A 19502-nucleotide genomic window follows, 5' to 3' on the forward strand; every position below is an offset into this window, starting at 1 on the left:
CGCAAATTACGTAGGAGCCGGCTTGCTGGCGATGGCGGTTTGTCAGGCGGCGTCTGTGTCAACTGTATGTCCGCAATCGCCAGCAAGCCGGCTCCTACAGGTTGCGCATGGCATTATTTTTTTGCGCCAGATTGTGGCGAGGGAGCTTGCTCCCGCCGGGTCGCGAAGCGGCCCCAAAAAAGGGGACTGCTGCGCAGTCCAGCGGGAGCAAGCTCCCTCGCCACAGGTTTTTTGATCGCTCGAAAATATCCTTACTCTTCTTGGCCCGTCGCTCGCACCGCCACTTCAATCGCCCGAACGCTGACCGCGGCAAATATCGCGGTCATCAGCACGTTTGTCAGGCGACGTCTGTGTCGACTGTATGTCCGCAATCGCCAGCAAGCCGGCTCCTACAGGTTGGGCACCGCGTTATTTTTGGTGGGCCAATTTGTGGCGAGGGAGCTTGCTCCCGCTGGGTCGCGAAGCGGCCCCAAAAAGGGGACTGCTGCGCAGTCCAGCGGGAGCAAGCTCCCTCGCCACCGGTTTTTTGGTCGCTCGAAAATATCCTTACTCTTCTTGGCCCGTCGCTAGCACCGCCACTTCAATCGCCCGAACGCTGACCGCGGCAAATATCGCGGTCATCAGCACGCCGTTGAACCCTAGCATTAACGCCAGAACCCGCGAGACGCCGAGTTTGGGCACCAGCTCTCCATAACCAATGGTCAAACCGGTCACGAAGCCGAAATAGATGCCGTCCATGGGCTTCCAGCCTTCCAGATAGCCGATGATGAAGCCGAACAGCACGATCAGGAAAACCAATACGGAGAAGATCGGCCAGACAACTCGCAAGTAGAAACCGACTGCTTTGAAGAATTCTCGACGGACATGCGCTGCATGAGTGATGTTCATGTCATGGGCTTCCTGAGGATGGGATGAGCTGATGGCGTATCAAGACTCCATTAGCTTGGCACAAACGCTGGAAACCGCTGGTCAATCGCAGCTCGCGACCGACGGAGAGTTGCCGTGAAGATTCAAGGCTAAGCTGGTATTTCACGGCGCAGGAGAACACCGATGATCAAGCACTTGATCCCTCCCGTCCTGATCGCCGTTGTCATCGCGCTCAGCGGTTCTTCGTGCCATGACCCTGGCAAAGATGAAAGCGTAACCGCGTCACAGGCTCCCCCCATCAACGGAGGCGGCGCCAGGATGATCCCGGCGCAGCAACGCATGCCCTCTACGATGCCGCGCCCGAGAAGGTAACGGTCAGCCCGCTTCGCTTTCGCGGATCAGCTTCTTGTTGATCTTGCCGACGCTGGTCTTGGGAATCTCCGTGACGAACTTGAACTGCTTGGGGATCGCCCACTTGTTGATGCGACCGCGTTCAACAAAAGTTTGCAGGTGGGTTTCGAGGATTTTGCGGTCGAGGTATTGCCCCGGTTCGCACACCACCAACGCCATCGGCCGCTCGCCCCATTGCTCGTCGGCGATGCCCACGACGGCGACCGACATGACCGCTGCGTGCTCGCTGATCAGGCTTTCCAGTTCCAGGGAGCTGATCCACTCGCCACCGGTCTTGATCACGTCCTTGATCCGGTCCTTGATTTCCACGCCGCCCATCGCGTCGATGGATGCCATGTCGCCGGTGTGCAGCCAGCCGTTGTGCCAGAGCTCGGCGCCTTTTTCCGGCTCATTCAGGTAGCCCTGAGTCAGCCACGGTGCGCGCACGACGATTTCGCCTTGGGCCACGCCGTCATGGACGACGTCCTTGCCTTCGGCATCGATGATCTTCAGGTCGACCATCGGCACCGGTGTACCAGTCTTGATGCGCAGCGGCAACTGGTCGTGCATCGGCTGCTTGAGGTCTTCGTCACGCAGGTAGGTCACGCACAGCAACGGGCAGGTTTCCGACATGCCGTAACCGGCGTGCACCACCATGCCTTTGGCGCTGGCTTCGCTGGCGATGCCGAGGGTCAGGGCGCTGCCGCCGAGGAGCATTTTCCAGCCGTCGAAACGGGCGGATTTCGCTTCCTCACAGTTGAGGATCATTTGCAGGATGGTCGGCACGCAGTGAGAGAACGTCACCTTCTCTTCGCGGTGCAGACGGACCAGGCTGTTGGGTTCATAGCGGCCGGGGTAGACCTGCTTGATGCCCATCAGGGTCGCGACATAGGGCACGCCCCACGCATGCACGTGGAACATCGGCGTGATCGGCATGTACACGTCGTCGGAACGCAACAGCGGCTGGCCTTGGTACACGCCCAAAGTGCCGACGGCATTCAGGGTGTGCAGGACCAATTGGCGATGGGTGAAGTACACGCCTTTCGGCGCGCCAGTGGTGCCGGTGGTGTAGAACAGCGTCGCGACCGAGTTCTCGTCGAAGTCGGGGAAGTCGTACTGATCCGAGGCCTGCGCCAGCAACTGCTCGTACTCGCCGAGTACCGGCAGCGACGTGTTGGCGGCGCTGTCGTCGGTGAGCTGGAGGAAGCCTTTGACGGTGGTCAGTTGCCCCTGGATCTGCTCCACCAGCGGCAGGAAATCGTCATGCACCAGCACCAGGTCATCCTCGGCGTGGTTCATGGTGTAGAGCACCTGATCCGGCGACAGGCGAATGTTCACCGTGTGCAGCACCGCGCCGATCATCGGCACGGCGAAGAAGCATTCCAGGTAGCGATGGCTGTCCCAGTCGAGCAAGGCCACGGTGTCCCCGGCCTTGACCCCGGCCGCCGTCAGCGCATTGGCCAAACGGCGGATGCGTTTGTTCAGCGTCTGGTAGCTGTAGCGCAGTTTGTCGGCGTAGACGATTTCCCGACCCGGTTCGTAGCGCACCCCGGACAGCAACAATTGCTTGATCAGCAGGGGGTAGGCATAGGCGCCTTCGGCGGGCGCAATTATTTTTGTATTTATCATGTTGGAGTTCCTTGTCCGTGGCTTAGAACTGCGCCGCGTCCAGTTGATAGAGGCATTCGCTGCCAGCCTTGGCCGACGCGCTCAGCGAGTGGATACGCGGCAACAGACGAGCGAAGTAGAAGCGTGCGGTGGCCAGTTTGCTGACGTAGAAATCGTCGCTGGAATCGGTGCTCATGGCGGCTTTTGCCATGCGTGCCCACATGTAGGCGTACGCGGTGTAGCCGAACACTTGCAGGTACTCGACCGAGGCCGCACCGATTTCATTCGGGTTGCTTTGGGCTCGATCCAGCAGCCACGACGTCAGTTCGTCGAGGGTGTCCACGGCGGCGTTCAGCGGTTGGGTGAACTCGCCGAGGTCAGCGCAAGCGTTGGCGGTGAAGTTACGGATTTCCGAGGCGAACAACCGATAGAGCGCCCCGCCGCTGCCGACGATTTTGCGCCCGACCAGATCCAGGGATTGAATGCCGTTGGTGCCTTCGTAGATCTGGGTGATGCGCACATCGCGCACCAGTTGCTCCTGGCCCCACTCGCGGATGTAGCCGTGGCCGCCAAAAACCATCTGGCCGTGAAGGGTGGTCTCCAGGCCCATGTCGGTGAGGAATGCCTTGGCCACCGGTGTCAACAGGGCCACCAGTTCCTGGGCGCGATTGCGCGTGACTTCATCTTCACTGAACTTGGCGGTGTCCAGTTGCAGCGCGACATAGCTGGAGAACGCACGACCACCTTCGTTCAAAGCTTTCATGGTCAGCAGCATGCGACGCACGTCCGGGTGGACGATGATCGGGTCGGCGGATTTGTCCTTGTGCTGCGCACCGGTGGGCGCACGGCTTTGCAGGCGATCGCGGGCGTACGCCAGGGCGTTCTGGTACGAGCGCTCACCCTGAGCCAAACCCTGAATCCCAACGCCCAGACGCTCGTAGTTCATCATGGTGAACATCGCCGCCAGGCCTTTGTTCGGCGCGTCGACGAGCCAACCGGTGGCGCCGTCGAAGTTCATCACGCAAGTAGCCGAAGCCTTGATGCCCATCTTGTGTTCGATGGAACCGCAGGACAGCGCGTTGCGTTCACCCAGCGAGCCGTCGTCATTGACCAGCACTTTCGGCACCAGGAACAGCGAGATACCTTTCGGCCCTGCTGGCGCATCCGGTAGACGTGCCAGTACCAGGTGGATGATGTTTTCCGTCAGATCGTGCTCGCCGCCGGTGATGAAAATCTTGCTGCCGCTGACTTTATAGCTGCCGTCAGCCTGAGGCTCGGCGCGGGTACGAATCATGCCCAGGTCGGTGCCGGCGTGGGCTTCGGTCAGGCACATCGAACCGGTCCAGGTGCCGGCGTACATGTTCGGCAAATACTTGGTTTTCAGCGCTTCGCTGGCGTGGGCGTTGATCGACAGGCACGCGCCCGCGGTCAGCATCGGGTACAGGCCGAAGGACAGGCTGGCCGAGTTGACCATCTCTTCGACCTGCGCCGAAATCGCCTTGGGCATGCCCATGCCACCGAACTGCGGATCGCCGCCGACACCGACCCAGCCGCCTTCAGCGAAGGCTTGATAGGCTTCGGCAAAACCGTCCGCCGCGCTGACCGAGCCATTGCTCCAGGTGCAGCCCTGTTCGTCGCTGGCGCGGTTCAGCGGTGCAATCACTTCACCACTGATTTTGCCGGCTTCTTCGAGAATCGCGGCGGCGGTTTCTTCATCGATCACGTCAGCCAGGCCAGGCAATTCGGCCCACAACCGGGACACCTGGAAAACCTCGTTGAGTACGAAGCGCATGTCGCGCAGGGGAGCTTTGTAGTCAGACATCGTTGCTTACTCGGAAGTGGTCACGGCATGAGGCATGCCAGGACGTTCAGTGGTTTCGGTGGTTTCGGCTGCCGTGACAGCAGCGGTTTCGACCGCGCGTTCACGCAGCAGGAAGTACGACAGGGCCGGGATCAGGATCAGCGCGCCGAGCATGTTCCACAGGAACATGAAGGTCAGCAGGATGCCCATGTCGGCCTGGAACTTGATCGGCGACCAGACCCAGCACACCACGCCAGCGGCGAGGGTGATACCGACCAGCCCGACCACCCGGCCGGTGAACGACACGGCGTTGCGGTAAGCCTGGGACAACGGCATGCCCTGACGCTGGAAGTGCAATTGCACACTGAGCAGGTACAACGCGTAGTCGACGCCGATGCCCACGCCGAGGGCGATCACCGGCAATGTCGCGACTTTCACGCCGATGCCCATGGCTACCATCAAGGCTTCGCAGAGGATCGAGGTCAGCACCAGCGGCAGCAATGCCACCAGCGTCGCGCGCCAGCTGCGGAAGGTGATCAGGCAGAACAGCGTCACCGCCAGGTAGACGTACAGCAGCATGGTGCGGTTGGCCTCACGCACCACGATGTTGGTCGCCGCCTCGATACCGGCACTGCCGGCAGCGAGCAGGAACTGGCGATCCTCGGTGCTGTTTTCCTTGGCGAACTTGTCGGCAATCGCCACCACGGCATCGAGCGTTTCAGCCTTGTGATCCTTGAGGAACGCAATCACCGGCATCAGCGAACAGTTGTTGTTGAACAGCTCCGGCGAGTTGACCGAAGCCTGTTGCGCAGCGTAGTTCAGCACGTCCTGGTTGCGCTGGATGCTGTTGAGCTTGGGGTTGCCTTCGTAGGTGCCCGCGGTGATTTGCCGTACCGCGTTGACCAGCGAGGTGGTCGCTTGCACGCCCGGATACTGTTGCAGCTCCCAGGCCAGGCGGTCGGCGAGGGTCAGCGTCTTGTAGTTCAGACAGCCTTCCGGCGCAGTCTTGATCATCACCGCGAACAGGTCGCTGGACAGCGCGTAATGCTGAGTGATGTAGGCGTTGTCGCGGTTGTAGCGCGAGTCCGCACGCAACTCCGGCGCGCCGCTTTCCAGGTCGCCGATCTTCAGGTTCAGGCTGACCATGAAACCGCCAATGCCCATCAACACTGCGACCAATACGGCACCGGTGGCCCACTTGCGCGTGGTGAAGCGGTCGAGCAGCTCCCACAGTTTGCCAAAGCCTTTGTTGCGTTCGGCGCGGTTGTCGATTTTCAGTGCGCGGTCAGCAGCCTTGGCGCCGACGCCGACGTAAGACAGCGCCACCGGCATCAGCAACAGCGAGGTGAAGATCAGCACTGCGACACCGATACTCGCGGTGATTGCCAGGTCCTGAATCACTGGAATGTCGATCAGCATCAACACCGCGAAGCCCACGGCGTCGGCCAGCAATGCGGTGACGCCCGCGATGAACAGACGGCGGAAGGTGTAACGCGCGGCGATCAGTTTGTGGGTGCCACGGGCGATGTCCTGCATGATGCCGTTCATCTTCTGCGCCGCGTGGGACACGCCGATGGCGAAGATCAGGAACGGCACCAGCACCGAGTACGGATCAATGGCATAACCCAGCCAGGCGACGATGCCCAGTTGCCAGACCACCGCGATCAGCGAGCAGCCGACCACCAGCAATGTGCTGCGCACGCAACGGGTGTAGGCATAAATGATGATCAGCGAGGTGATGACGGCGAGGCCGAAGAACATCATCACCTGAATCAGGCCGTCGATCAGATCGCCCATCAGTTTGGCGAAACCAATCACGCGGACCTTGTACTGGCCCTTACCCTCTACCCCGGATTTACGCGCGGCACTGTCGCCGGCGTATTCGATCTTGTCGCGCAACTGCTCTTCGAGCATCTGCGAGAACGCGTGATAGTTGATGGGCTGACCACCCGCGGCGGCTTTATCCAGCAGCGGCACGATCAACATGCTCGACTTGAAGTCGCTGGCCACCAGGCTGCCGACGATGCCGGCGCGAGAGATGTTCTGGCGCAGTTGTTCGATCTGTTCAGGTTGACCCGAGTAGGTGTCGGGCATCACCGGGCCACCCTGGAAACCTTCCTCGGTGACTTCAGTCCAGCGCACCGCCGGGCTCCACAGCGACTTCATCCACGCCCGGTCGACGCCTTCGGTGAGGAACAACTGATCGTTGACCTGCTTGAGCACGTCGAGGTACGCCGGGTCGAAAATATCGCCCTGGGTGTTTTCCACCACCACCCGCACCGAGTTGCCCAGGCCGCGCAGCGACTGGCGGTTTTCCAGGAAGTTCTGGATGTACGGCTGGCTCTGCGGAATCATTTTTTCGAAGCTTGGGCGCAACTCCAGGCGAGTCACGGCCATGAAGCCCAGCACCACGGTGGCCAGGGCCATCAGCAGCATGAACAGCGGCCGATAGTTGAACACCAGCCGTTCGAGCAGGTTGCCGGAGCGGTGGTCGAAATCACGCAGATCGCGGATCACCGGCATGGCGTCTTGTTTGATATTGCCCATGTCTGGGTTCTCGCTCTTAGGGTTCGAGGGCTGGATCGGCGGCCAGCGTCCGTGCGCCACGGCTGCCTGCCACGACCAGCGCGCCATCGGCGGACTGGGTAGCACCGGCTATGGGTGTCGGTGTCGGTTTCTGCACCAGATACAGTTGTGCGCCAGAACCCTGGCTCACCAGCATCTGCCCTCCCTGGGTGAACAAGCGGTATTGCCCGCGCGCATCGATAAGGCCGGCGGTGACGCTGACGTGCAGACCGGTTTTCAGCGCGGTCCAGTTTTGCCCGCCGTCGGTGCTGCGCAACACGTTGCCGCGCAAGCCGTAGACGAGCACTTCGCCAGGCTTGCCGAGTACGCCGAAGAAGCTGCCCTGATAAGGCGTCGGCACCGCAGCGAAACGCTGGGTGATGTCGTCCCATTTGAGCAACAGGCCTTGCTCGCCGGCGATGTACACGGCGTCGCCGGTGGAGGCGATGGCGTTGAGGTGGAAACCCTGCGGGTTGTCGGTGCGATCCTGGAATGGGGTCCAGGTCAGGCCACCGTCTTCGGTGCGCAGGATCAGGTTGAACACGCCGACGACATAGCCGACTTTTTCATTGGCGAACCAGACGTCAAGCAGCGGCTTGTCCGCGCCTTGATCGACCAGTCGTTGGCCTTCCATAGCCAACTGGGGCCATTGCTCGTTGCCCGGTTCGGCGCTGGCCAGCGCCGTGTAATGGTTGACCACCAAAGTACCGATCTGGCGGCCGTCAAGTTGCTTGCTCCAGGTCGCGCCTGCGTCGCTGGTATGCAGCACCACGCCGTCATTGCCCACCGCCCAGCCTTGGCTGGCGGTCGGGAAGTTAACGGCGGTGAGGTCAGCACTGACCGGCACGGATGCCTGTTGCCAGTGCTGGCCGGAATCATCGGAAAACAGAATATGACCACGCTGGCCGACGGCGATCACACGCCCACCGGCGCGGGCCATGCCAGACAACGGGCTTTTGATGGCCAGGGCGCTGACCTTGGCGGGCAGGTCCAGCACATCGACGTAATCGTTCGCATGGGTGATGCCCTGCGACAGGCAGAGCACAACGCCAAATGCCAGCTGCAACATATTATTTTTATACGAACACATACCGCGTCCTCTTCGAAAAACCGCGCCGGGGCACACGTTGGTGTGCCTGACGTTCGAACCTGGCGCCCGCGGCGATCGGCATGCACCGACCGCAGCACGGTTCACCGCCTTGTGAGCAGTGGACCGTACGGGCGTTTTTTATGGTTGGCTTAGCGAATGCCGCTACCGGCCAGCGATTCCGAAGACCACTGGGCCTTGGAGAGCGGTTCGATGTACTTGATGCCGCCGTAAGGGCCGACTACACCGTTGATGTTGTAGGAGCCGCCCACCAGGTCGTAGATCATGAATGGCGTGGAGTCCGGAACCTGCTTGTCATAGCTCTGGCTGAGGAAGGCGAACGAGCCGCGATAGAGCTGACCACGGGCGTCATATTGATCCGAGGCCAGAGCGGTCCAGCTGTCTTCGTCGAGGTAGAAGCGGCGCTTGGCGTAGATGTGACGAGCACCGGCCTTGAGGGTGCCTTCGACGACCCAGACGCGGTGTTTTTCCCAACGGACGAAGTCCGGTGCCAGGTGATTAGGCGTCGTGATCGACTTCGGATCCTGGACGTAGGTCAGCTTGTAGGTGTTGTAGGGCACGATCATTTCCTGCTTGCCCACCAGCTTCCAGTCGTAGCGGTCCAGCGCACCGTTGAAGACGAACACGTCATCGTAGGTGCCGGCGCCGGCAGTACCCGGGTTAGGCGTGTCGTACGCCAGGCTCGGTGCCAGTTTGACCCGACGCTGACCAGGCAAGTACTGCCAGGCGCGACGTGGTTGCTGCAACGGGTTGGCGGCGTCCTTGAGCATGATCGCCTCGCCGGCACGGCGTGCAGGACCGGTGTAGGCCAGCTTCATCTGGTAGTACACATCGGAACTGCTGATCGGCTGCGAAAGGTTCTCGTAGATCGGATAGGAGATGTTCGCCTGCCCGGTGGTTGCCAGGCTCGGAACGCCAGCGGAGTCAACGTTCCAGGAGTCGTACTTGGAGCTGATGCTGACACCCTGGTAGCGCAGCAGGAAGTTCCACATCGCTTCGTTACCCGACTGCGGAATCGGGAACGGCACGCCTGGCAGCACGTTGTCGATGGCCAGGCCACCTTCCAGCGACTTGGCATCGGTGGCGTTTTTCACGCCATTGTCCAGCACCGCTTTTGGCAGCGAGACGGTACGGTGGGTCGGGAACACGTTGACGTGGAAGGTGGAAAAACGCTTGGCCAGTTCCACGGTGGTGGCGCTGAGCATGCCCTTGTACTGATCGACGTTCTTGCCGTCGATCACCAGCAACGGTTGCTCATTGGCAAACGGATCCGGGCGCATGCTGTCGCCGGCTTTGAAACTGGCTGGCGGCGTGGTCAGGCCACCGTTGTAGGCAGGAATGGAACCATCAGCGTTCCCGGCCTTTTCGGCGCCCACCAGAGTCAGGTTGCTGCCCAATTTGGCGGCTTCCTGGGTTGATACAGCGGCCTGTGCCTGAGCGGCAAGGACCATGGCCAGCGAAGCGGCCAACACGGTTTTTACGAATTTCATGTTGTTATTCTCCTGCTTGCATTGAGCAAATCAGTGGTGAATCAAAAAGTGGTTTTCATCGTCAGGTAAACAGCGCCACGGTCCTCAGTCGTTGCACCACCACCGGAAAAGGCTGAGTAGCCACCGGCGTAACAGGCGTAGTTTTCGTTGCCGCTGAAGGCGTTCGGCGCAGCGCCGTCACCGCCATTCGGACCGGTACTCACACCACTGACATTGCACTTGTCGGCCTTGCCGAAAGAATCCACGTACTTCAGGTCGACAAAGTATTTGTTGTACACAACGGCACCCAGGCCGACTGCGTAGTTACCGGTGTCTTTGGCACCGCCACCGGAGACCGGTGACACACCATCGAGACCGAGGTTGATCGACATCGGCGCGTTGAGGTCAACACCGGGAAACACCTGGTACCAGGTCGGTGTGAAGTTGACCGCGATACCCCAGTTATCCCGGGTCGGCTGATCGATGCCGCGGTAGGTGCTCTTTCCTTTGTAGAGCGCTTCATTCTTGCTATCGAGCTTGAGCAAGTTGCTGTAGTACAACTCGGCGAGCAGGGTCGCCGAATCGAACACGGGGGTTTTCGGCATGGTCATCAGACCGTTGAGCGTCCAGTGCAGGGTGTCGCCGGTGGCGGCCATGCTGTCGCCCTTCTCCGGCGTGTCATAAATCACGCCGGTGGAAGCCGTGCGCGCCGGCAACAGGCCAAGACCCTGGCCCAGACCCAGCGGACTGGTAGTGCTGACAATCGCCGGAATACTGGCCAGCGGCATGTTGTGACGAACGTTCAGGTCGGAACCCACGCTCACCCCGCCGACGTCCTTGGACAGGCTCAGGCCGACGATCTTGATGTTGTCGGCGTAGGCCATTTGATAGGTGGCAGTGTTCAGCGAGTTGAGCGTGTTGACGACCGCTGGCACTTGCCCTGCCGGACGGGTGCCGTTGGCGTTGGCCGAGCTGATGCCCCTGGCATCCAGCCACGCTTGCGGCAGGATTTCCGAGGTTTCGCGGTAGTAAACGCCGAGGGTGCCGTCCAGCCAGGCTGGCGACCACTTGGCCATCAGGCCCCAGTCGCCGCGCTTGTCCGGTGTCAGGTCATGGCCGCGACGGACGTTGGTCAAACCGTTGCACGGCGCCAGGCCACAACCCAGCGGGCTGCCCGGAACCACGGCGTTGGTGTTGCCCAACAGGAACGATTGCGCACCGAAACCGACCAGGTCGGAACCGCCGTAATAGGTGCCCGCTTCCGGCAAGCGCGCTTCATCCCAATCGAGGAAGTACTGCGCCGCCAGGGTCAGTTCAGGGTTGACCGTGAACGACATCGACAGCTGATTACGCGGAACGAACAGCTCCTTGGCTTCGGTGCCTGGCGACGCGGCCAGTTTGGCCAGGTCGAGGCCGGATTGGCCGTAGCTGATCGAGTGCACCGGGTTGAGAATGGTCTCGCCCCAGAACACGTTGTGCTGGCCAGCCTTGAAGCTCAGCATCGACTCCTCGCCCACTTCAGTGCTGTAGAACACGAAGGCATCGAGGATTTCGCCGGACGGACCGGTGTAGTAACGCTGGGCATAGTTGCTCAGGTGCGGGCTGCCAGTGCCAACGTTGTCATTGGTAACCGGGGCCAGGCGCGGGTCGTTGGCGATCAGGCCCGACGTCGAACCGTTGCCGTTGACGAACGGGTTGGAGTTGGAGCCGGTGTTCTCGTAAGCCTTGTCGTACCAGCTGGCGGCGCTGACGCGAAAGCCCATGTGGTTTTGGTAGACCACGTCCATCTCGGTCAGCAAGTCGACGCGATTGGTGATGTTGGTCCCGGACTTGCGGAAGTTGTAATCGCCGTCGTTGTTGTTCGGCGTTGCCAACATGCGCTTGTCAGCACTTTCGGTGCGTACGCCGTAGTTGTACTTGATGGTGTTATCGATTCGCATGGTCCAGTCCGGGTTACCCGTCTCAATCTCTGCCCCATGTGCGGCCGGCATAATGGCGGCCAGAATGGCCGACGCCAGCAAGGTGTAGCGTGTCGTGGTGAAGCCGTGACTCTTATTGTTGTTGTGCATTGCGTTGTCTCCGCCTTTTTGTATTTGTTTTTAGCGCAGCCGCCCTCGCGCGGCCAGGTGAGGCCAGCGTTTCAGGGGTGAGGGCAAATGCCGGTCGGGATGCGGCCCGACTGGCTCCTGTACTAGCGGTCCAGCTCCAGGATGAGTTCTTCGGCCTGGGGCCAGTGACCGAAACCGGCCGCCGGGTTGAGGTGGCCGACATCGCCCAGATTGAGCAATTCGGCGCCCCAGCCATGGGCCAGGTGAGTGGCAGCGTCCAGGCTGGCCAGGTGATCGTTGGTGCTGGCAGCCACCAGGCTACGGAAGGGCAGTCGGTTTTTGGGTAGAGGATCCCAACCGTTGCTGCGCAGGGTTTCAGGGGATGGGTAATTGGCGGGCCACGCCGCATTCAGATCCGGTGGCGCGGCCAGCAAAGCACCCTTGATCGGACGAGTGAACTGCGCAGCCCAGTGCGCGACCATCAACACACCGGCACTGTGGGCAACCAGAATCACCGGCCCGTCGATCTGTTCAAGTTCGTGCTGGATCGCCCGGACACGCGCCTGGCAATCGAGCTTGTCGGTCTCGAGCGGCGGCACGCTGCGTACTTTGCTCAATCTGGCTTCCAGCAGCGTTTGCCAATGTTCGGCAACGTGCTCGCGCAGACCGGGTACGATCAAAACGGTGGCAGCAGTTTGCAGTTTGTCCACGTCAACACCTTTGCTTTCTCGATGACTCGACTGGCTCTTTCGCCAGGGGCTTTTTGTAGTGTCGACATTAAAGAGCGCCCACCCGCTACGCTTTACATTGGACGTCATGCACTTTTCTTTTGATGACAAATTGTCGGACACTCAGACGTGTGACCCATGGTCTAAAATCAGCGCAGGTTGGCGCAGGGTCACTGTAATCAACGGATGAGGTGCGATCGCTCCGTATCGTGCAGTTCACAGGGCACGGGACAGCAGCAAAACATCCCTTACATGACAACTGTTCAACAGCCCACGTGCTGGATATAGTCGCCACGCTCACGCCAATTGCCATCGGCCCAGGGAAGACCTTCGAATGCCCAAGTTTGTTCGCGCCGCCGTGTTGACCAACTACCTGGAGGTTACCCAGTACCTGGGGTTCAACCCGCGTGACGTATTGGCCGGCGCAGGCCTGAGCAGAGCCCAGTTGCAAGCCCCTGAATCACGCATCACCATCGATGCCGCCGTGCGCCTGCTGGAAGACTCGGCGGCCGCCAGCGGTTGCCAGACCTTTGGCCTGAGCATGGCCGAGTCGCGCCAGCTCTCGGACTTCGGGGTGGTCAGCCTGCTGCTTAGCCACCAGCGTACCTTGCGCGATGCCTTGCAGGTGGTGCTGAACTATCGGCACCTGATGAACAATTCGCTGGCGATCTTCGTCGAAGAGGCCGGAAAAATGGTGATCATCCGCGAAGAGGTGGTCACCGAGTCGCCGATGCCCAGCAAGCAGGCCACGGAGCTGGCCATCGGTGTGATGTTCCGGCTGTGTGCCGCGCTGCTCGGCAGCCACTGGCATCCCTACAGCGTCAATTTCATGCACCAGCCACCAGACAACCTGCAACTGCATCGGCGCCTGTTCGGTTGCAACCTGGAGTTCGGCAGCGAGTTCAACGGCATCGTCTGTCCCAATACCAGCCTCGACCTGCCCAACCCCCATGCCGACCCCGCCATGGCCCGTTACGCCCAAAGCTACCTCGATTCGCTGCAGAACGACGAAGGCGCCTCGTTGCTGTTCGAAGTGCGCAAGGCCATCTACATGCTGTTGCCGATGGGGCGCGCCACCATCGAGCAGATCGCTCAGACCCAGGGCATGAACGTGCGCACCCTGCAACGCCGCCTCAAGGAAGACGGCTGTGCCTTCAACGACGTGATCAACGACGTGCGCCGCGACCTGGTGCTGCGTTACCTGGAAAACCCGAACTACCCGCTCAGCCGCATTGCCGACATGCTCGGCTACTCGATGGCGAGTTCGTTTACGCGCTGGTTCATCAGCCAGTTCGGCATGCCGCCGGCGACGTGGCGCGCACAAAAGCAGGGCTCGGCCAAAGCCCCGACGGACGCTCTCCCTCCGAAGACCTCGTGATATCGCGAACAAAAAAAACGGCGACTGCTGGTACAGTCGCCGTGTAAAGACCGGTGTTTGTGACACCGGTCGAGAGCTTCACTGTGACGAGGAGCCAGCCCAGTGAAGCCCTGCCATAAACCTTGCGTTCTCAGAGCCCCCAGTGCAGCAGCAACAGCACCAGCACGACCAGGAACACCGTCTCCCCGACCATCAGCAGGATTGGCTTGATACCGACCGAGGCCAGCTCCTTGAGCCGAGTCTTCATGCCCAGGGCACTGATGGAAATCACCAGGCACCAGCGCGACAATTCGTTGACCGAACCCTGCACCGCCGGGGCTATCCAACCGGTGCTGTTGATGCACGCAAGAATCAGAAAACCAACGGCGAACCACGGCAGCAACGGTGGACGCTTGCCGGTCGGATCGGCGCCCTGCATGCGAGTAATCATGGCGGCGGTGACGATCACCGGCAGCAGCATCGCAACCCGCATCAATTTGACCACCGTGGCCGTGTCGCCGGTCTCGGTCGACATGCTGTAACCGGCGCCGACCACCTGGGCCACGTCGTGGATGGTGGCGCCGAGGAACACGCCCGCCACCTGCGGCGACAACTGCAGCCAGTTCGCGATCATCGGATAGACGATCATCGCCAAGGTCGATAGCGCGGAAACGCCGATCACCGTGAACAAGGTCGCGCGTTCTTTCTGCGGATGGTTCGGCAGCGCCGCCGCCAGTGCCAGTGCCGCCGAAGCACCGCAAATTGCCGTCGCGCCACCGGTGAGCATGCCGAACAGGCGTTGAAAGCCCAGGGCCTTGGCCGCGATCACGGAAACGCTGATGGTCACCACCACCAGAATCACCACCAGCGCAATCGGCTTCCAGCCCAGCGCTGCCATTTGTTCGAGGGTGATGCGCATGCCCAGCAGCGCCACGCCGATACGCAACACGGTGCGCGCCGTGAACTCGACCCCGGCCTTGCACGGGCCGTCATCGGCGAGAAAATTCAGCGCCATGCCCAGCAACAGGGCGAACAACATGACGGGCGCACCGTAGTGCTCGGACAAAAACGACGCGGCGGCCGCGACGATCAGGCTGACGATAAAGCCCGGGGCCAACTCGCGTGTGCGGCTATGGATACGGGTAAGGGCGATGGCGCTCATGGCGCGGCCTCCTCGGGAACAATCACGATAAACGCCTGGCCGTCGATGATCTCGACCGGGTAGTTGTTGACTTTGACCTGGGTGGAATTGAGCAAGTAGCCGCTGTGCAAATCGAAGCGCAAACCATGGGCGAGGCATTGAATCACCCGGCCATCAAGGCGCCCGCCACATAGCGAGGAGCCCTGGTGCGGGCAGCTGTCGTCGATGGCGAACAGCTGTCCATCGACATTGAACAACGCCAGGCTTTTGTCTTCGAATTCGAACAGCGCACGGCCACCGGCCTGCGGGTATTTCCCGGCAGGTACGGGGATGCGCCGAGTCATGCCGGTTGCCGCTCGAGTTCACTGTCCTTGATTGCCTGGTTCATGGCCGCAAGCAGCGCCTGGGCCGGTTGCGCACCGATGACCGTCATTCGGCGGTCGAACTGAAAGCTCGGCACGCCACTGGTTGCGTCGGGCGATCCTTCAAATGGCGTACCGTCGCCCTTCAGGCAATCGAGCACCACGTTGGTATCGACGCCGCAGGAGCGGGCGATATCGAGCAAGGTCTCACGGCAGCCGAGGTTCTCGCGTCTCAGGAAGTAAGCGGCGAACAGTCGTTCAAGCAACATTTCACGCTGAGCGGTATTACCCAGTTCACTGACACGCTCGAACATACGATGGGCGTCGGCGGTGTTGGGCATCGTCTCGATGCGGCTGAGGTCGATGGCCAGCCCTACCGCTCCGGCAGCCTGCTGCACCTGGGCTTGACGCATGGTCACGGCGTCGGCATTACCCAGGCGCTTGCGGTAGAAATCGGCGAAGGGCTCACCCTGTACCGGCAACTGCGGCAACAACTGCGCGCCATGCCACACCGTGGTGATCTTCACGTCCGGGTGGCGACTGAGGAACTGTACCTGCGCATGCTCCAATTGGCGTTTGCCGATCAGGCACCATGGGCAGATAAAATCGAAAAACACATCAATCTGTAAACGACGACTCACAACTTCACCTCTATCCCGGCTGCACTGACAGGTTCAGGCACGCTCTGACCTTCAAGCCGGGCGATATCTTTTTGGTAATGACACTTGGCATAAAAGAACACCGCTGCCGCCGCGAGGCTGACCAGTGGCACCAATTGGAACGCGGCATGCAGGCCGATAAGGTCGGACACGCGACCCGTCAGGAACGGCCCGGGCGCCAGGCCCAGCAGGTTATTGGCCAGGGTCAGCGTGGCGAACGCCGTACCGTGGACCGAGTAATGGGTCAGGTTGGCAACCATCGCGCCGGCCGGGCCGGTGGTACCGGTGGCAATCGACATGCCCAGGCAGATCAGCAGCAGTTGCACCGGCCCCGCCTGCAAGGCAAACGCCGCCGACAGCAGCAGGCAGCTACCCAGGCAAAAAGCGATGGCCAGGCTGACCTTGCGCTCCGGCGAGTTACGGCACAGGCGATCGCTGAGAATGCCGCACAGGATCATCCCGGCGCCGCTGCACAACACGATGATCGCCGCCATACCGCCAGCCTTGTCCGTAGGCATTTCGTAGTAGCGATTGAGGTAGCTGGGAATCCACACCATCACCGTGCCGCCGACGAACAGCTGCAGGCCACTGCCGACGTAGGTAGCCACCACCGAACGGCTGGACCACAGCGTACGCAATGGACGCTTGACCGCTGCCACCTTGTTCGCCAGTTGCGCTGCACGCTTGGGCGCAATGCGCGCTTCCTTGACGATGATCGGGTAAAGCACCGCCAGCACCAGGCCGAACAGCGCCATGCCGGCAAACGACCAGCGCCAGCCGAGCTTGGCCGCGATCGCACCGCCCAACGCCATGCCCAGCACCGAGCCGAACATGCCGCCGGCCATGAAGGCACTGGCCAGGGTGGCGCGCATGTGTTTCGGAAACACCGAAATCACCACCGCGATGCCGACGCTGCCGTAGGCCGCCTCGCCAACGCCGACCATGAACCGGGCAATGAACATTTGCTGGTAGTCCTGCGCCACGGCGCAACCCAGCGTGGCCAGGCTCCACAGCAGTGCCATCAGCGCGAGGCTTTTGACCCGGCCAAAACGGTCAGCCATCAACGACAGCGGGAATGTCAGCAGGCCGACCATCAGGGCAACGATGCCGCTGAGCAACCCGAGCTGGCCGTCGCTCAAGGCCCATTCGCCCTTGAGCAGCGGGAACACCGCGTTCAGGACCTGACGCGACATGTAATCGGAAATCAACAGGCCGAACGTCAGTGCAAAGACGATCCAGGCATATTGGCGCGCAACGCCGACTTCGTTGGAGTCGTCATCGTCGGCGGCGATTGGGTGAAAGGCCATGCAGCCTCCTCAAAAGCTTTTATTTATTGTTGTTATCAAGCGTGTTGCAGTGCAGCGGACGAGAGGTCACGGCCCCTCGTCCGGACCACAGGTCAGCCGCGTTGCGGCACACCTTTTTGCCCAGCCTTGCGGTTGGGGGCCATACCGTTGGCGAGCAGGGTTTCTTCGATGCTCTGGTACTCCACGCCGATGCGGTAGATCTCGCGGGCTTCTTTGCCGGTAGCGATTTCGCGACCCAGCTCGTGGGCGATGCGCACGGTTTGCTTGATCTGCGCGACCGAGCCGAAACGCTCGCCCTTGTGATCAATAATAGTGTCTTCGTTGCCCACACGCGGGTGCAGCCCCATGGACATCGCCATGGTGTTGAACGGCAGTACGTTCTTGAGCAGCGACTCGGAAGTCAGGGTGCAACCGTTCGGAACGCGGTGGATGAAGTTGAAGAAGTTGAACGGGTTCGGGCCGTCGAAACCGCCGCCGATGCCGATCCAGGTCAGGTTCAGCGGGCCTTTGTAGACGCCACGGCGTACCAGGCGCTCAAGGGTTTCCAGAGCGTGCATGCCGGTCAGCTGGAAGTGCGGCTGAATACCGTTGTCCATCAGGCGCTTGAGGTGCTCGGCGACCCAGGCCGGGCCGGCCGGTACGGTCATTTCGCTGTAGGCCGCGTGGATCATCGGGTTGTCCAGAGAAGTGCCCTTCAGGTACTCCGGATACAGCAACTCCATGATGTTCATCTGGGTGGTGTTGATCGCGACGGTGACCTGATCCGGTTTCGGCGTCAGCTCGGCCAGCATGTGGCGAGTGTCGTCGGACAGCCACTTGGCGGCTTCACCATCGCTTTCCGGAGCGAAGGAGATCGAACCACCGACCTGGATGATCATGTCTGGCACGGCTTCACGCACACCGGCGATCAGCTCGTTGAATTTCGACAGGCGCTTGGAGCCCTTGCCGTCCAGTTCACGCACGTGCAAGTGCAGCACCGTGGCACCGGCTTCGTAGCATTCGACCGCTTTCTGGACCTGTTCATCCATGGTCAGCGGGATGTCTTCCGGGAAGTCTTCCGGCATCCATTCCGGGCCGTACGGGGCCACGGTGATGACCACCTTTTCCATGTTTTCCGGGTGCAGGGAATCGTCGAAGAATTGCATGATTTACTCCAGTTCTTATGATTGTCCCGCCCACCCGGGGTCGTGCCGGGCAGACGTATTCACGAGTGCGTATGCAGAGGGGGTGGATCAGTACGTCTTTTCGCCGATGATCCCGGCGCGCTCCATCTTGCGATGGCATGGCGGGTAATCCATGACGGCGTAGTGCTGGGTACTGCGGTTGTCCCAGATGGCGATGCTGTTGGGCTTCCAGCGCCAGCGCACTTGATACTCAGGGATGTACGCCTGGCTGATCAGGTAGCGCAGCAACTCACCCGCGCCCGGGTTGGCGTCCTGGCCAAAACGCACCCGCTCAGGGGTGTGGTAGTTGCTCAAGTGCGTGGTGAAGGCGTTGACGAACAGCACCTTCTCGCCAGTTTCCGGGTGCGTGCGCACCACCGGGTGCTCGGCGTCCGGGTACATCGCCTTGAGCGCCAGGCGCTTCTCGATCGGCATGGCCGCACCGAAGCTTGCTTCGATGCTGTGACGGGCGCGCAGGTCGGCAATCTTCAGCTTCACGTCTTCAGGCAAACGCGCATAAGCCTCGACCATGTTCGCCCACATGGTGTCGCCGCCCACTGGCGGGCATTCCACGCAGCGCAGCACGCAACCCATCGGCGGTGCTTCGCGCCAGGTCGCATCGGTGTGCCAGGCGTTTTCGTAACGGTCCATCGGCTGGTCCGGATTCTTGTAGATCCGCACCAGTCCCGGATGCTCCGGATCGCTGCCGGCCACCGGGTGATCTTCCAGCTCGCCGAAGCGACGGGCGAAGGCCACGTGATCGGCGCGGGAGATTTCCTGGTCACGCAGGAATACCACTCGATGCTTGAGCAGCTGGGCACGAATCTCGGCAAACAGACCGTCGTCGTGCACGGCGTCGGCGAGGTTGACGCCGATCAGTTCGGCGCCAATGGTGGCAGTCAATTGTTCGACTTTCATGGCTGGCAGCT

The 19502-nt window shown here is 61.2% G+C and carries 15 protein-coding genes; 1 reads left to right on the forward strand and 14 read right to left on the reverse strand.

Features of this window, described 5'->3' with window-relative positions:
* Positions 1-546 precede the first annotated feature (546 nt).
* The 8 genes from KGB21_RS12050 to KGB21_RS12085 all read right to left on the reverse strand — a co-directional run bounded on the left by KGB21_RS12050 (position 547) and on the right by KGB21_RS12085 (position 12566).
* Entirely contained in the window at positions 547-888 is a 342-nt protein-coding gene (locus tag KGB21_RS12050) for a potassium channel family protein (protein ID WP_223505233.1), read from the reverse strand.
* 354 nt (positions 889-1242) lie between these two features.
* Positions 1243-2886, reverse strand: coding sequence for a fatty acid--CoA ligase (locus tag KGB21_RS12055; protein ID WP_034146993.1), 1644 nt, complete (start codon positions 2884-2886; stop codon positions 1243-1245).
* Between the two features lie 22 nt (positions 2887-2908).
* Positions 2909-4687 carry an acyl-CoA dehydrogenase C-terminal domain-containing protein gene (locus KGB21_RS12060; RefSeq protein WP_034146994.1) on the reverse strand — a complete coding sequence of 593 codons (1779 nt, stop codon included), beginning with the start codon at positions 4685-4687 and terminating at the stop codon, positions 2909-2911.
* A 6-nt stretch (positions 4688-4693) separates the two neighbouring features.
* On the reverse strand, positions 4694-7213 hold the full coding sequence (locus KGB21_RS12065) for an efflux RND transporter permease subunit (protein ID WP_223505234.1): 2520 nt from the start codon (positions 7211-7213) through the stop codon (positions 4694-4696).
* 16 nt (positions 7214-7229) lie between these two features.
* Positions 7230-8321, reverse strand: coding sequence for a WD40/YVTN/BNR-like repeat-containing protein (locus KGB21_RS12070; protein ID WP_223505235.1), 1092 nt, complete (start codon positions 8319-8321; stop codon positions 7230-7232).
* A gap of 149 nt (positions 8322-8470) precedes the next feature.
* Positions 8471-9829, reverse strand: a complete 1359-nt coding sequence (locus tag KGB21_RS12075) for a DUF1329 domain-containing protein (RefSeq protein ID WP_034146997.1) — start codon at positions 9827-9829, stop codon at positions 8471-8473.
* Between the two features lie 41 nt (positions 9830-9870).
* Positions 9871-11877, reverse strand: coding sequence for a DUF1302 domain-containing protein (locus tag KGB21_RS12080; RefSeq protein ID WP_223505236.1), 2007 nt, complete (start codon positions 11875-11877; stop codon positions 9871-9873).
* 122 nt (positions 11878-11999) lie between these two features.
* A complete protein-coding gene (locus tag KGB21_RS12085; protein ID WP_034146999.1) occupies positions 12000-12566 on the reverse strand; it encodes an RBBP9/YdeN family alpha/beta hydrolase in 567 nt (188 codons plus the stop codon).
* Between the two features lie 352 nt (positions 12567-12918).
* On the opposite strand from KGB21_RS12085, the gene KGB21_RS12090 reads away from it, so the two are divergent.
* Positions 12919-13962 carry an AraC family transcriptional regulator gene (locus KGB21_RS12090; protein WP_223505237.1) on the forward strand — a complete coding sequence of 348 codons (1044 nt, stop codon included), beginning with the start codon at positions 12919-12921 and terminating at the stop codon, positions 13960-13962.
* A 130-nt stretch (positions 13963-14092) separates the two neighbouring features.
* On the opposite strand, the gene KGB21_RS12095 is transcribed toward KGB21_RS12090, so the two are convergent.
* The 6 genes from KGB21_RS12095 to KGB21_RS12120 all read right to left on the reverse strand — a co-directional run bounded on the left by KGB21_RS12095 (position 14093) and on the right by KGB21_RS12120 (position 19491).
* Entirely contained in the window at positions 14093-15103 is a 1011-nt protein-coding gene (locus KGB21_RS12095; RefSeq protein WP_223505238.1) for a YeiH family protein, read from the reverse strand.
* Positions 15100-15426 (reverse strand): Rieske (2Fe-2S) protein, encoded by a 327-nt coding sequence (locus tag KGB21_RS12100; protein WP_034147002.1) that lies wholly within the window; start codon positions 15424-15426, stop codon positions 15100-15102. Before KGB21_RS12100 ends, KGB21_RS12095 begins: the two co-directional genes overlap by 4 nt.
* Positions 15423-16085, reverse strand: coding sequence for a DsbA family protein (locus KGB21_RS12105; protein ID WP_034147003.1), 663 nt, complete (start codon positions 16083-16085; stop codon positions 15423-15425). The genes KGB21_RS12100 and KGB21_RS12105 overlap by 4 nt, the downstream gene beginning before the upstream one ends.
* On the reverse strand, positions 16082-17410 hold the full coding sequence (locus tag KGB21_RS12110; protein ID WP_223505239.1) for an MFS transporter: 1329 nt from the start codon (positions 17408-17410) through the stop codon (positions 16082-16084). The genes KGB21_RS12105 and KGB21_RS12110 overlap by 4 nt, the downstream gene beginning before the upstream one ends.
* Before the next feature lie 92 nt (positions 17411-17502).
* On the reverse strand, positions 17503-18555 hold the full coding sequence (locus KGB21_RS12115) for a 3-keto-5-aminohexanoate cleavage protein (protein WP_034147005.1): 1053 nt from the start codon (positions 18553-18555) through the stop codon (positions 17503-17505).
* Positions 18556-18642: 87 nt separating this feature from the next.
* Positions 18643-19491, reverse strand: coding sequence for a TauD/TfdA dioxygenase family protein (locus KGB21_RS12120; RefSeq protein WP_034147006.1), 849 nt, complete (start codon positions 19489-19491; stop codon positions 18643-18645).
* Positions 19492-19502: the final 11 nt, after the last annotated feature.

The organism is Pseudomonas sp. GL-RE-29 (assembly GCF_019947275.1).
Lineage (GTDB): Bacteria > Pseudomonadota > Gammaproteobacteria > Pseudomonadales > Pseudomonadaceae > Aquipseudomonas > Aquipseudomonas fluorescens_A.